Origin of the sequence: Brucella sp. 22210 (assembly GCF_052045675.1) — a bacterium.
Lineage (GTDB): Bacteria > Pseudomonadota > Alphaproteobacteria > Rhizobiales > Rhizobiaceae > Brucella.
Window position 1 is genome coordinate 1 of sequence record NZ_JBQEPD010000054.1, and the last position, 12,728, is coordinate 12,728.

Consider the following 12,728-nt stretch of genomic DNA (forward strand, 5'->3'; position numbering starts at 1 on the left):
GTTCCCGCATAGGCGCCGAGGGTATAATTATCGCTGCTGCCCGATGAAGCGCGATCATCCCCATCGAAGCTGGAATGGCTGTAGCCGGCCAGAAGGCCGAGACGCCATGTGTCGAGCACAGTACCGTCGATACCGGTGACAAAGCCGCCAACAGAGGATTTTACCGATCCTGCATTGCTATTGCTATCCTGCCTCGTCCAAGCGCCATAGGCATAGCCCCAGGCGGTATAGAGATTTTGAGAAGGAGCAATGCTGCCCGGAGCCACGGCATCGATGGCCGAGACGGACGCCGAAACAGGCCTTTGCGCTCCGGCATAGGAAAGCGCATTGATCGGCGTTGCCGGAGCGCCGCCAAACGCTTGTTGCAGACGACCAAAGGCTGCATTGCGAATAAACTGGCTGTCGTTGATCAGCACGCCCGTGGCGGAAGCATAAGCCTCGCCGGAAAGGCTGTCGAAGGCCGCACGCGCCTCATCGGCCGACAGCATCAGCAGCGTATTGTACAAGGCCAGCGACGAACCCGTCTGCGCCAACGTATCCAGGCCGCCAGCCGTGGCATACTGATTGCGGGTCTGAGCGACCGTCGTAAAGAGGGCAGGGGAGGGCTTTTCAGGTACAGGCGTGCCGGGACCGGGAATCTCCGGGTCCACCGGTGTACCGGGCGTTGGCGTTTCAGGATCGACAGGTACTACCGGATCTTCCTTGATGGCTACATTTAGAAGAATATCATTCGCCATATAATTCATAGACAGATTGAGAAAGGCTGATTTGGACACAACAGTATCAAAAATTCCGCTGACACCTCCGTCTGCGTGCATAATGGTATATTTCTGCTCGCTCTGATAACTGGTTTTGGGATCGATGGCAGAAACGGAGAGCATGCCGCCCGAAATCGTGGCCATGCCTGTCACGCCCACCATATCGGAGCGACGATTGAAGGGGCCATTGGCTGCAATTTCGACTTCAAGGAGTGAGCCACGCGCGAACGTCAAATTGCCATCGACAGTCAGGATGCCGATGGAATTGCCGGGCGACAAAATACCGCCTGAGTGAACCGTCGTTTCGCCAACCGAGCCGTACCCGCCAAGGGTCGCACCGGATAAAACGTTGATGGTCCCACCGAGCACAGCACTGCTGTTGTTGGCGTCACCGACGATCAGTTTGCCGTCTGCAACGGAGGTCGTGCCCCTGAAATTATAGTTGTCGCCGTTGAGGAGAAGAGTGTCACCACTCCTTTTGACAAGTGCACCTCCTATCGAAGTGTCAAACTGGCCGGAAAAACTTCCACCCTGAACATTGAGAACACCAGACCATGTGACTGCGCCGCCATTGCCTGGGGCAGCCTCCTGAAGGTTGCGAATTGTGCCACCGAAGGCGGACATATCAAGCGTTGCGCCTGACGCCACGCGTGTTGCGCCAGCTACGGCCGTAATATTTCCCAGCGAACTGTTCCCGTTTACAAGACGACCATATGCAACTGTTATGGTCGCATCAGAGCTTGTAGGCGTGCCGATGACGTCCATGACGACGGTTCCAGCACCGTCGGAGGCTCCAATTACCACATCGCCTTGAAGGGAAAGATACTGACCGCCGCCACCATTCAGCCAGAGCGTAGTGCCTGTTGCCGTGCTGATTGTGCTCGTTGTGCCAGCAACAATCAAGTAATCGTTGAGCGTTGAACTGCTAGAGGAAGAGTGCAGACGGCCACCATTGAGCGTGATCAGTCCAGTGCCCATTGCGTCGATGACATTACCGCTATCTTGATGATCGGCGATCAAAGTACCAGCTGATATAGTTGTTCCGCCGGTGTAAATATTGCTCCCCGACAATGTCAGTGTTCCCAAACCCTGCTTTATCAAGGCTCCGGGTCCTGAAATTGCAGCGACGGAGCCGAAATGCAGCGTTGCAGACGCGCCTATCGTATCAAAAACGGTATCTGATGCCAGTTCGACGCTGACGGAGTTGGGGTAACCGAAATCCTGTATATGCGTTAGATTGTGGGCGACGACATTTACGACCGCACGCCCGTCGACGTCAGAAAATGTCAGTGTGCCATTGTTGAAAAAATATCCGCCAAACACGTCTCCCAGAATATTGAGCTCTCCAACGGTGGCTTGCTGTCCGTTAAGATTGACATTGAAACCGACGCCTTCCACTGCGTTGAAGGTTGCAAGTGCCCCCGGCGCGTTGGGCACAGTGCCTTCCTGCCATCGAGCCGAGTCTGACCAGAGTCCAGGACCTGTGACCCAAGTTTCTGCGTGGCTTGCAAGCGGCAAACTGACTGAAGCAGTGAGGGCAACGGACGAAAGCCATAATAGCTGCTTTCTTTGCCGAGAATATTGTGCGCGCGAAGAATCGGTTTTAGAAAAATTCTGCCCCATTACTGCCCCCTGATGCGCAGTCAGCCACTGCGTTGCAGTTTTATATATCAGGAACAGCTATATTGCCAACAGACTACATGGCCTATGCAATATAATCTCACAGAGAAGCGTCTCCTATTAAGTAGATGAGAGGCTTTTTGAGCGATGAATTATGGTCAGTTTCTCATTACAATAGTCGCGACGCGCGTCCGCTACGCCGCTTGGCATTGTTGTAATAATCGGATGCCTGCTGCACGGAGCGATGACGCGATTGCTCCATCGCTTCGGGAAGCGGAATACCACGATTGGCCGCTTCGGTGAGATAGCCGGAGCGCAGGCCGTGGGCGGAGAACTCTGTGGCATCAAGGCCCGCCATTTGGGCGCGCTGCTTGACGATCCGGTTGATGGCGCTGGGTTCCAATGCCCGCACCGACACATTGCCCCATCGATCGACTTTTCGAAACACGCTGCCCTTGTCGATCCTGGCTGCTTCCAGCCAGCGGGTCAGGGCTTCGACGGGTCGGCCGGTCAGATAGACGATTTCATCGTGATCGGCACCACTGGTTTTGGTGCGACCTAGATGGATGCCGAGCGAGGGGAGGGGAGGGCCGTCCTCATCGGTGACAGGGGGCTGTTTGACAAGCTGTTCTACGCGCAGTCCGGCGACTTCGCTGCGCCTGCGCCCGCCCGAGGCAAAGGCTACCATCAGGATAGCTCGATCCCGCAAGGCGGTGAGATCCTCTCCGGAACAGGTTGCCAGTAGCTTGCCCAGAATATCGCCGGTAATCGCATTGGCACTCTTGCGGCTGCGTGGTCGGTTCAGGGCGCGCACCGCAAGCCGGATGGCCGATTTGACGGACGGCGATGAAAACGACCCTTCCAGCCCGCGCCAGCGGGTCAGCGTCGACCAGTTAGCGAGACGCCGGCGGACGGTTGCGGGCGCATGCGGTCCGGACACGCGCAAAAAGCCATTTGCGCGCAGTGCGTCTTCGACGCTGACGGGCATGCCGTGATCGGGTTCGATCTCGCGTTGCTGCGGTCGCCATAAGTGGTGGGCGACGAATTTCAGGAGCAAGGCTTCCGGCGCCGGGAAGGGCAGGGGATTGCCTGTCGCAGCCATCGCCCAGGCTTCGAGATAGGCCAGATCCGAGGTTAGCGCGCGCAGCGTGTTTTCGCCCATGCCTTCATTGACCAGATGGCGCAGCGTCTCGACATCCTCATCGGTCAATATGCCTGCCAGCATGTCGCGCCGGTTCATAGGCAAGACAGCAGCAATCGTGTCGAGTGTTTCGGCGCGGCTTAGCCCTGACTTTCACTGATTTGCGGCTTGAGATCAATAACATCCGATAACCTATACTTATCGGATGTTATTTGGCTAACCCGAAAGCATCCTCAGTGCCGGACATTAAATATTCTCTGGTGTCCGTATGTGAATTTGTTTACCATATTTTCAATGCGTTACGATCTCGACCTATTGCCTCTGAAGACCTTGCCGCTGGCGCGCGCCAGTGCCGCTCTGACGCGTCTCGATGAAAGGGCGATGTGATCCATCTATAGAAGAGGTCATCGATGGCATCGAAGACGACCCTGAATGCAAAAAACCTTGAAGCGCTTGGCGTGGAACGTTTGGCCGAACTGTTGATCGAAATCAGCACCGGTAACGCCAATCACAAGCGCCGTCTTCGCATGGAACTCGTTGGCAATGCAAGCGGGGTGGAACTGGCAAGAGAAGTCCGTAAGCGCCTGGGTAGTATTGCGCGCGCAAAAAGCTGGATTGACTGGCAAAAGGTAAAATCGGTCAAAGCCGATCTGGAAGCGCAGCGGAAAACGATTGCTGAGAAAATCGCATTTTCTGATCCGGACGAAGCCTTTGAACTGATCTGGCAGTTTCTTTTGCTTGCCGATCCGATATTCGAACGATCCCATGATGGCAGCGGCACACTGATTGAAAGTTTTCATGCAGCATGTGACGATGCCGGACGCATCGCGGCGCTGGCAAAGGTTTCGACGCAGCGTCTGGTCGACAAAATCGTCGCTGCTCTTCAGGATAATGGCTACGGTCAATATGACGGATTGATTGATGCAATGGCTCCCGTGCTCGGGGAGACGGGTCTCAGAAAACTTCAAAATGCGTTTGAACGCTGCGAAAAAGAACCAAAGTCCAGGATTGCCGAGGCAGACATGCAGTTTGTCGGCTGGAGCATGAATGGCCCTATTTACCGCGAAGAGCTTCATGCCAGAGGTCAGTCGATCACGGTAAAAGTTGCGCTTGAGCAAATAGCGGATGCGCTTGGCGATGTGGATCTTTATATTGCACAACAATCGGAGGCATCGAAGGCGTTTGCAACGGTCGCGACTGGAATAGCCAAGCGGCTGTTGTCAGAAGGACGGGCGAAAGAAGCGCTCAATGCGCTCGATAAAGCTGAATTCGACAATCGGCGTGAAATCTCGTCACAGTGGCAAGCAAAGCGGGCGGAAACCCTGGAAGCCCTCGGGCGCACAGATGAGGCGCAACAGTTTCGCTGGAATAGCTTTGAGCAGTCACTCAATGCTGAACTCTTGCGCGCATATTTACAGCGGCTTCCTGATTTTGATGACATGGAAGCCGAAGAGAAGGCATTCGATTATGTTCAGCACTTTCCGGATGCAAACCAGGCACTTTCTTTCTTCATTCGGTATCCATCGTTCCCCGAAGCATCAAAGCTCGTTCTGTGCCGCGCATCAGAAATGGACGGTGACCTGTATGAGCTCTTGTCGGCCGCCGCAGAGAAACTTGCGCAAAAGTTCCCCTTGTCGGCAAGCGTTCTTCTTCGGGCGATGATCGACTTCACGCTCGATGGTGGCCGGTCCAGCCGGTACAAACACGCGGCGCGCCATTTGCTGGAATGTGGGGCATTGGCTCGTCATATATCCGATTACAGCGCAATGGTTCCGCACGATGTCTACATCGCAGGCCTACGAAAGATTCACGGACGAAAACACGGCTTTTGGGCCCTCTTCGATGAACCTCGATGACAGTCAACACCTAACCTGGGAGCTTGGAAGCCTTCGGCAAGCGGGGCGCATCCGTTACAAGTTCGGCAGACGTCGCTTCATCGGCCGCTCTCGCCTGCGCATGATCTCGACGAGCGATAAGGCGTGATTTCCGACGCAGTGACGCTAAACTGACAGTATTTAAAAGTTGAGGGAGGAATACCGATGCCGAGATTTCTGGCTGTATATACAATCAATTCCGAAGACCTGGCATCCTTTCGACGCCTGTCAAAAGCAGAGCAGGACGCGGTCGATGCGAAGGGGATAGCCCAATGGATGGCGTGGGAAGAACACAACGCTGCGGTCATCCTTGATCGTGGCGGCATGGTGGGGAAGACAACGCGGGTGACAAAACAGGGGATAGCGGAAGCCAAGAATCCGTTCTGCGGTTATCTGGTGGTGGACGCTGAAACCGCGGATGCTGCGGCCAAGCTGTTTCAGGATCATCCGCATATCACGGTGTTTCCAGGTGACGGCATCGATATCATGCCCTTTGTGACGTGATTTTCTGCGTCCATCCTCGGCTGCTTAGTCGCATTGCTTGCTGCTGAATCTGGGCCAAACAAGCGGGGCGTTCGGTCACGGCACGCTTTATGTTAGGCTGGATGGCTCAAATGACATTGCCATTTGCGGAGAAGACGAATGTCACAGCACAAGTTTTACACGCTCTTGCTCACCGCTGACCTTGGAGTTGCCGAAACCTAGTATACGAAACTGTTCGGTCGCGGACCGGATAGGTCGTGCTGGAAGCACCCGCAAGACCCGCCAATTTGAGTAATAATTTAAGTATTTTTGTGGATTAACCTTACTCACTACATGCGAATCAGACCGTTGGTGCATAGGCTCACCGCCTGGAATACGGAGGCGGTGCATGACTCAAATAACTGTTGTCGTCAACAACTGTAACAGCGTGGATCATGCTGAAATCAGCGTAGTGAAAGGAACGCTGAATATTAAGTATGGGCCAAACGGCCTTGGCAAAAGCACTTTGGCAAAAGCCATTGTCAGCCAAATTCGCGGAGATGGCACTCTTGGCGACCTCACGCCATTCAAAAGCCGGGGCAAGGCGGATGCACCGGTGCCGTCTGTGCAAGGCATAGGCGGTTTGACTTCCGCCCTTGTCTTTGACGATGACTATGTCCAGCAATTCGTTTTCCAAAAAGATGAAGTTCTCAAGAATAGCTTCGACATATTCATCAAAACGCCGGACTATGTCGCGGCGATGGAAGCCATCGACATTCTGCTAATTGGCGTGAAGCAGACGCTTACCAACAATGCGGAAATCGAACAGACCATTTCCGACTTCAAGGAACTGCGCGATGCGTTTGGGAAGTCGAAACCTGGTAGCATTCCAAAGAATAGCAAAATTCATAGGGCATTTGGCACCGGCAACAAGACCGAGAATATCCCCGAAGCGCTGAAGCCCTTTGAGAACTTTATCAAGAGCCAAGAACCTTCCAAATGGATAGGATGGCAGATCAAGGGCAATGAGTATCTGAAGCTGGGCGACAACTGCCCCTATTGCGCCACGCCGCTAGTTAATGAGGGACAAAAAGACACAGCCCTCGCGGTCGAGAAGGAATTCGACGCCACGGCGGTCGGCCACCTCAACACGCTCAGAGCGGTAATCGAAAGGCTTGGCAAGTACTTCAGCGAGAAGTGCCGCGAGAATCTACAGAAGGTTACAAAGACCAATGTTGACCTGACGGCGGCCGAGTTAAGTTTCCTCACAGGCCTCAAGGCTGAGATCGACGGAATGATCACTCAGTTGGAAGGTCTCCGGGCTATCTCCTTTTTTGCCCTGCGGGACGTAGATCAGATAAGCGAGAAGATTACTCCACTGAAAATCGACTTGGCGCTCATGGACAAGCTTGATTCCCTTGAGACCCGGAGCATCACAGACCCCGTCAACGCGCAACTTGAAGAGCTACTTGCGAAGGTTGGCGAGCTGACCGGAAAAGTTAACAAACACAAAGCCAAGATTAAGAAGGCGATAGAGGCCAATCAAGACAGTATTAATACCTTCCTGAAATCGGCCGGCTACAAGTACGTCGTTGAAATTGTTCCCGAAGAGCAATCCTACAAAATGAAACTGGTGCATCGCGATCTTGCCGGTCACCTGGAAACTGCGTCTAAGCACCTAAGCTACGGCGAGAAGAACGCATTCGCGTTGGTTCTTTTCATGCATCAAGTGCTGAGCGAAAACCCCGACCTGGTGGTACTGGATGACCCTATTTCATCTTTTGACAAGAACAAGAAGTTTGCCATCCTGCATGAGCTTTTCCAGGGCAAAGCAAGCTTGCGAGGGCGGACTACCCTTTTGATGACTCATGACATCGAACCCGCCATAGACGTTATCAAAAGTATCAAAGACGTGTTTCAAGCGGCAAAGCCGTCGGCATCTTTTCTTTCGTCGCGCGAGGGCATTGTAAAAGAGGTACCAATCGCGAGGGAAGACATTCAAACCTTTGCGAGAGTCTGCAGAGCAAACATAGCGACGCTGCAGGATCCGATCCTGCAGGCCATTTATCTGCGACGAGATTATGAGCTACGCGATGAACTCGGCTTGGAATACAATTTGCTAGCGAGCTTATTCAAAGGCCGCGCTGTTCCTACGATACAGACGGCAACCGATAATCGAAACATGACCCCAGAAGAAAAGAAGGTCGCGGAGGATAGTGTCCGAAGAGAACACCTGCCGGGGTTCAACTACGATGCGCTCGTCGCCGAGGTGAACGACGTGAACGCAATCCGCGCTAAATTTGCGGCTACGGATGTCGGCTACGAAAAAATCCAGCTTTTTCGGATATTCAATATTGAGCACGATGATGACGTGATCCGCAAATTTATCAACGAATCCTACCACATCGAGAATGAGTACGTGATGCAGCTCAACCCACATAAGTTCGAGAGTATCCCCGAGTACGTAATCCATGAATGCGTTCGCATGCTGCCGCCTGCTCAGTAGGCCTAGATCAGCGTTGCGTCGAGTTCTCATGCAGGAATTGACGACGCTCTTGGTGGGCGCATCCGAGCAGCTGCTCAAGGACCTCACGCCCCAAAGAATATTACGGACTAGCCTGGTGCAAGTAATTCGGAGCGACAAGGTTTCAAGCATGGACTGCCCGCGGTGAACTTGTACCCCTAGTGGAACATGGTAGGCAGTCATAGTTTTTTCATTACTTGGGCCCAGGGGGAGCGATGTCCATATGCAATAATTTTCGTAAGGAAGCGGGCCGCGTCTGGAATCAGATGAATGACGCTCAAAGGCTTGGCATGTCTCTGAGCGAGGAGACCATCACCGAGACGTCGCTGTACAACATCGCGAAGAGGCACCACAGCAAAGACGTGGTCATTGTTCCGGCAACCAAACCTCAGGAAGCCAAACATGGAGCCGACTGGGAATGGTGGTTCATTCGTAATGGGAAAGGTATTGGCTTTCGAGTACAGGCTAAACGTCTCTTTCCGAATGGAAGATATCAAAGTCTGTTCAAACACAAGACCCCCTTCGCACAATTGGACAAGCTGGTTCTCGAAGCGAACCACGCCGGTCTCATACCGCTTTACTGTTTTTACAATTTCGATGCTCCGAAAGGAGGCTTCGGCGGTCACTCCAATAACTGTAGGCACGACTATCGCGGCCCCAGCTTCTGGGGGTGTACGATCGCAAGGCCTGACGACGTCAGAGCGTTGGGAAAGGATACGATTAGCGACCTGCGCAGGGTGCTTGAACCCTGGCATACTTTGGTATGTCTTCGAGCCGGCCTCGATATCCCCGGATCGGTCGCCAGAAATTTCGAAGCATTATCTATTCGGGCGGCAACCAACGATAGCGACAAAGGCTCGCCGAGGAAAACTGAGATTCGCGAGGTGCCGGACTACGTGGTGCGCCTTGCCGGGCAGGCACGTGAGCGCCGCGAGTCCGACGGCGTTCTGTCGCAATATATTGATCACGCCTTCTGGGAAGAGTTCGGGGGGACAAAGAAAGATATTTCCGGCATTCTTGTAGTGGATCAGAAAGCATGAGCCTGCCCCTCAGCTTCGATGACGCCAAGACCCGGTTGGCCAGCTATCAGCATACCTTGGACGCCGCAGGAGTTGATGGATTCGAGGTATCTGAAGAACCATGGGTCGCGGGTTCGTATCCGCTCAAGAGCATATTGAAGGCCTATCTGCTGAGTGGCATCTCGTCATCGAGAAGAGTGGTATTGTCTGCGCTTTTGTAATTAATCGGGAAGTAAACTACGCACGCTACCTCTGGAAAGAGGACCGCCAGCGACGTCAACCGTCACCGCAGAATGTCGAGAAATTCCCATGATCTTAAGTAGCGCGAAGGAAATACTCGACATCAAGCAAGGCGTGATGATCAGCAAGCGAAATCTCTTTGATGTAATCCAGTTCTCGAAAGTCCCTGAATCCCCCTACTACGATGGAACGGACTTCGTTATCGGCAACACCCCACAGCAGGGGATAAACTGGATCATGTCGGGAGAGAAAACCCGTGCGGTTATCATCAAAACCCGTCCTGGCTCATATGAGCACGATGGCTGGCACGACGAGACAATGACTACTTACAACTACTCGTTCAAGGCGAGGAAGGATGTCATCTCCTACGATGAGATAGCAAACAGGGTCCTGCTGGAGCAGCCCCAGGCAGGATATCCGATCCTGCTTTTCTCGGATCGTGGGAGAAACTGGCACTTCGAAGGACTGTTTGCCGTAGCCTCCATTGAAACGAAATTCGTCACGCTAGAGCGGTGGGCCAATATCGGAGATGTGCCGGATGCCGATAATTGGTCACTGCCGGAAGGACGTCAAACGTATGTCACACACATCCGTACCGAAAGAAGCACACTGGCTGTGAGCCTGGTTAAGAGCAAAAACGCATCCCGATGCGAAATATGCGAAGACGATTTCAACTTGCGCTACGGCGCTCCCTATATTGAAGCCCACCACATTATCCCGATCGCGAGCAAAACTGTAGAATACAGGGTCACAGCCGCAGATTTCGCCCTCCTATGCCCGAACTGCCATAAGGCAGTTCACATCCACATGGCAAAGGGTAGCGAGAATTATATGCATATCAAAGATATGCTAAAGCAAAGAATTTCTTCGCTACGCCAGGTTGACGTTGAGAGATCCCAAGCAAAGAGGGAAGGTTAGACGAACGACGATTTCCCGGCTCATCGTTATTTACTAGGTAACTTCCCAGAGCCGGAACCGGCAAGCCGATGAGCAATGTCATTCAGCGACGATGAAGAACCATTTTCTTCGCCAGATGCGGTCAGCCAGTCACCACCACTCTTCCAGTCTCTTTCTTGGCCGACAAGCTGCTGTACCGCCCGGACAGCCGGCAACCCGCCTTCTCCATCATCCGACAAAACCGGATCCAGCTCGCTTTCCCACAACGATCCTATGTCTGGCGAAATTCCGAAACCATCACCAAGGGCCGAGCGCTCATCTTCACTGAGGTCCAGAGCGGCAAACGCGGCACCTGGCTCAACTTCGATTCCGAACAACCATGCAATTCGGGCTGCCGCCAAGCCGGAACCGGGAGCCATTAAAACGAGCGTCGAACCGTCGTGCCTTTTACCGATAAGGAGGACGTCGCCTTCGCGCGCCTTCGCGGTCACCAAATTGTCGTAGTAGTACAGCCTGTACTCGGATCGCGTGGGATGCCGAGCCCGAGCATCGTACCAGGTGAGCATCCCGGTTTCAGCCAGGACACCACCGTCGTCTGACATCCTGATGAAGTCTGTTGGCAACTTTTGCGGATGCTCCTTCCCGAACAGTCCGATAAGGGGCTTTGATCCGTTAAACTCGTGCTGGTTGGAGCGAGTGATGTCCGTCTCGACTGCACTCAATCGTTTGAACACAGCACCACTAAACGCTGATGAGAGAACACCGCCCGTCATGAGTGAGTACGCGATATTTCAGGGATATCTCCAGGAGGCGGCGGCAGCGACGATGATTTCAGGCTCTCCCAGCATTCGTCCTTTTTAGCCCATTCCGATACCTGACGGGCACCCGCATCGTCCCGCAGGATATCGTTCACCCGCGCGGCCAGCTTGCTGATGTACCCGGAAAGCTGCGATGACAGGCCCTGCTTTTGCCAAATGGCATCCAGCGACAACCTGCTCCCGGCAATCTCAGACAATGACGCGACAGTGTAGGCGGTGATATTTGCCTGGTACGCCTGGAACCCCCCGGCCCGCACGATCTTCTGAGCCGTTCGAAAAAGGATAGCCTGCGCAATCGCGTGCTTGTATTTCAAGACGTCTGGAACAACTGAGGTGACCGTGTCGTCATCCGACATGAAGCGGTCGAAGTTCTTCTGGTTGCCGAGGGACACGATTTGGGGCTTTCGGCCCCAGGCCTGAACGTACTTCGCCAGATCGGTCTTTGTGATCTTTCGACCGGGCGGGATAGCTTCCTTGATCTGTCGCAGTCTGGCTGGCGTCGTCCCCTCACGGGCAAGCATTACGTTGTAGCTTTCCGTGATGCTACGGTAAGGCGTCGTGCCTGCGAAAAAGAGGCAGTTTTCAGACCGAGGCCGAACCGCCCGAGATCGCTCTTGCCGCGTTCTTCGAGGGGACCCTTTTCACCGAGCCGCATAGCCCGATCAAGAAGCACGTCATCCATTCCATCGCCGTTGTCGAGAATGGAAATGGCACTCGATGTCCCGTTCCAGACGAACGTGAGATCGACCATCGTGGCATTGGCGGCGATGCTGTTATCAATGATGTCAGCAAGCGCTGTGGCTGCGGAGTAGCCCAGCCCGCGCAGTGCCTCGATCATGGCGCTGGCGCGCGGTGGCGCATTTCTCGCACCTGTGATCGGTCCACTCAAAGGAACGCCTCCAGTTTCCTTGACCTGTTCGGGTGCCGGAGAATTCGCAAGCCCTTCGCTTCGATCTGCCGGATGCGTTCTCTTGTCACGTCGAATTTCTCTCCGACCTCTTCGAGCGTGTGCTCCTCAACGCCCCCCAGACCGAAACGGAGACGAAGTACGCGCTCCGTTCTCGCCGGCAGCATCAAAAGCATTTCGCTCGTAAGGGAGCGCAGGTTTGACAGGTCGTGTCGGTGGTCGGGCAGCGGAACTCTGTCATCGACCAGTAATCGCGAAACAGCAGGGAAAGGGGAGCCCGGGATAGCGAGAACGTTTTTGATCTTTCCGGGAGAAACTTCCAGTTCGCCCGCAATCTCTTCGATGCTCGCCTCGCGACCGAGTCCGGCCCTAGGGCGTAGACTCATAAACTGATGCACCAGATGCGGACAGCGATCAGTTTGACAGCAGCAAGGAAATTGTCCGGGTTCTTGTCGTAACGCGTGGCGA

General features: G+C 54.0%; 12 protein-coding genes and 1 pseudogene. 6 read left to right on the forward strand and 7 right to left on the reverse strand.

What is annotated here, in order from left to right; translation table 11 throughout:
- Together ACTJKP_RS24795 and ACTJKP_RS24800 are read right to left on the reverse strand one after the other, a co-directional pair.
- Window positions 1–2,195: autotransporter outer membrane beta-barrel domain-containing protein (locus ACTJKP_RS24795; RefSeq protein WP_440632573.1), on the reverse strand; the 2,195-nt coding region annotated here is incomplete at its 3' end.
- A 352-nt stretch (window positions 2,196–2,547) separates the two neighbouring features.
- The gene (locus ACTJKP_RS24800; protein ID WP_440632582.1) at window positions 2,548–3,618 is read right to left on the reverse strand and encodes a site-specific integrase; all 1,071 of its coding nucleotides are present in this window, start codon (window positions 3,616–3,618) and stop codon (window positions 2,548–2,550) included.
- A 311-nt stretch (window positions 3,619–3,929) separates the two neighbouring features.
- On the opposite strand from ACTJKP_RS24800, the gene ACTJKP_RS24805 reads away from it, so the two are divergent.
- The 6 genes from ACTJKP_RS24805 to ACTJKP_RS24830 all read left to right on the forward strand — a co-directional run bounded on the left by ACTJKP_RS24805 (window position 3,930) and on the right by ACTJKP_RS24830 (window position 10,556).
- Window positions 3,930–5,375 carry a DUF6880 family protein gene (locus ACTJKP_RS24805; RefSeq protein WP_280992370.1) on the forward strand — a complete coding sequence of 482 codons (1,446 nt, stop codon included), beginning with the start codon at window positions 3,930–3,932 and terminating at the stop codon, window positions 5,373–5,375.
- A gap of 183 nt (window positions 5,376–5,558) precedes the next feature.
- Window positions 5,559–5,897, forward strand: coding sequence for a hypothetical protein (locus ACTJKP_RS24810; RefSeq protein ID WP_440632574.1), 339 nt, complete (start codon window positions 5,559–5,561; stop codon window positions 5,895–5,897).
- 367 nt (window positions 5,898–6,264) lie between these two features.
- Window positions 6,265–8,361 carry an AAA family ATPase gene (locus ACTJKP_RS24815; RefSeq protein WP_440632575.1) on the forward strand — a complete coding sequence of 699 codons (2,097 nt, stop codon included), beginning with the start codon at window positions 6,265–6,267 and terminating at the stop codon, window positions 8,359–8,361.
- 233 nt (window positions 8,362–8,594) lie between these two features.
- A complete protein-coding gene (locus ACTJKP_RS24820; RefSeq protein WP_440632576.1) occupies window positions 8,595–9,419 on the forward strand; it encodes a DUF6615 family protein in 825 nt (274 codons plus the stop codon).
- Window positions 9,416–9,619 carry a hypothetical protein gene (locus tag ACTJKP_RS24825; RefSeq protein ID WP_440632577.1) on the forward strand — a complete coding sequence of 68 codons (204 nt, stop codon included), beginning with the start codon at window positions 9,416–9,418 and terminating at the stop codon, window positions 9,617–9,619. The genes ACTJKP_RS24820 and ACTJKP_RS24825 overlap by 4 nt, the downstream gene beginning before the upstream one ends.
- Before the next feature lie 88 nt (window positions 9,620–9,707).
- Window positions 9,708–10,556 (forward strand): HNH endonuclease, encoded by an 849-nt coding sequence (locus ACTJKP_RS24830; RefSeq protein ID WP_440632578.1) that lies wholly within the window; start codon window positions 9,708–9,710, stop codon window positions 10,554–10,556.
- A gap of 26 nt (window positions 10,557–10,582) precedes the next feature.
- Here ACTJKP_RS24830 and ACTJKP_RS24835 read toward each other — a convergent pair whose 3' ends face one another.
- The 5 genes and pseudogenes from ACTJKP_RS24835 to ACTJKP_RS24855 form a co-directional block, all read right to left on the reverse strand.
- On the reverse strand, window positions 10,583–11,308 hold the full coding sequence (locus ACTJKP_RS24835; protein WP_440632579.1) for a hypothetical protein: 726 nt from the start codon (window positions 11,306–11,308) through the stop codon (window positions 10,583–10,585).
- Window positions 11,305–11,874, reverse strand: coding sequence for an AIPR family protein (locus ACTJKP_RS24840; protein ID WP_440632580.1), 570 nt, complete (start codon window positions 11,872–11,874; stop codon window positions 11,305–11,307). Before ACTJKP_RS24840 ends, ACTJKP_RS24835 begins: the two co-directional genes overlap by 4 nt.
- Window positions 11,874–12,242 carry an ATP-binding protein gene (locus ACTJKP_RS24845; RefSeq protein WP_440632581.1) on the reverse strand — a complete coding sequence of 123 codons (369 nt, stop codon included), beginning with the start codon at window positions 12,240–12,242 and terminating at the stop codon, window positions 11,874–11,876. Before ACTJKP_RS24845 ends, ACTJKP_RS24840 begins: the two co-directional genes overlap by 1 nt.
- Window positions 12,239–12,646, reverse strand: coding sequence for a sigma factor-like helix-turn-helix DNA-binding protein (locus tag ACTJKP_RS24850; protein ID WP_440632583.1), 408 nt, complete (start codon window positions 12,644–12,646; stop codon window positions 12,239–12,241). Before ACTJKP_RS24850 ends, ACTJKP_RS24845 begins: the two co-directional genes overlap by 4 nt.
- Window positions 12,643–12,728: pseudogene (locus tag ACTJKP_RS24855) on the reverse strand (IS5/IS1182 family transposase); the annotation flags it as partial. The gene ACTJKP_RS24850 and the pseudogene ACTJKP_RS24855, both read right to left, overlap by 4 nt.

Bases quoted from the DNA above. Each gene is read 5' to 3' on its own strand.
- ACTJKP_RS24805 (WP_280992370.1), top strand. From the start codon at position 3,930: ATGGCATCGAAGACGACCCTGAATGCAAAAAACCTTGAAGCGCTTGGC.
- ACTJKP_RS24800 (WP_440632582.1), bottom strand. From the start codon at position 3,618: ATGAACCGGCGCGACATGCTGGCAGGCATATTGACCGATGAGGATGTC.
- ACTJKP_RS24810 (WP_440632574.1), top strand. From the start codon at position 5,559: ATGCCGAGATTTCTGGCTGTATATACAATCAATTCCGAAGACCTGGCA.
- ACTJKP_RS24830 (WP_440632578.1), top strand. From the start codon at position 9,708: ATGATCTTAAGTAGCGCGAAGGAAATACTCGACATCAAGCAAGGCGTG.
- ACTJKP_RS24825 (WP_440632577.1), top strand. From the start codon at position 9,416: ATGAGCCTGCCCCTCAGCTTCGATGACGCCAAGACCCGGTTGGCCAGC.
- ACTJKP_RS24820 (WP_440632576.1), top strand. From the start codon at position 8,595: ATGTCCATATGCAATAATTTTCGTAAGGAAGCGGGCCGCGTCTGGAAT.
- ACTJKP_RS24840 (WP_440632580.1), bottom strand. From the start codon at position 11,874: ATGCTTGCCCGTGAGGGGACGACGCCAGCCAGACTGCGACAGATCAAG.
- ACTJKP_RS24850 (WP_440632583.1), bottom strand. From the start codon at position 12,646: ATGAGTCTACGCCCTAGGGCCGGACTCGGTCGCGAGGCGAGCATCGAA.
- ACTJKP_RS24815 (WP_440632575.1), top strand. From the start codon at position 6,265: ATGACTCAAATAACTGTTGTCGTCAACAACTGTAACAGCGTGGATCAT.
- ACTJKP_RS24835 (WP_440632579.1), bottom strand. From the start codon at position 11,308: ATGACGGGCGGTGTTCTCTCATCAGCGTTTAGTGGTGCTGTGTTCAAA.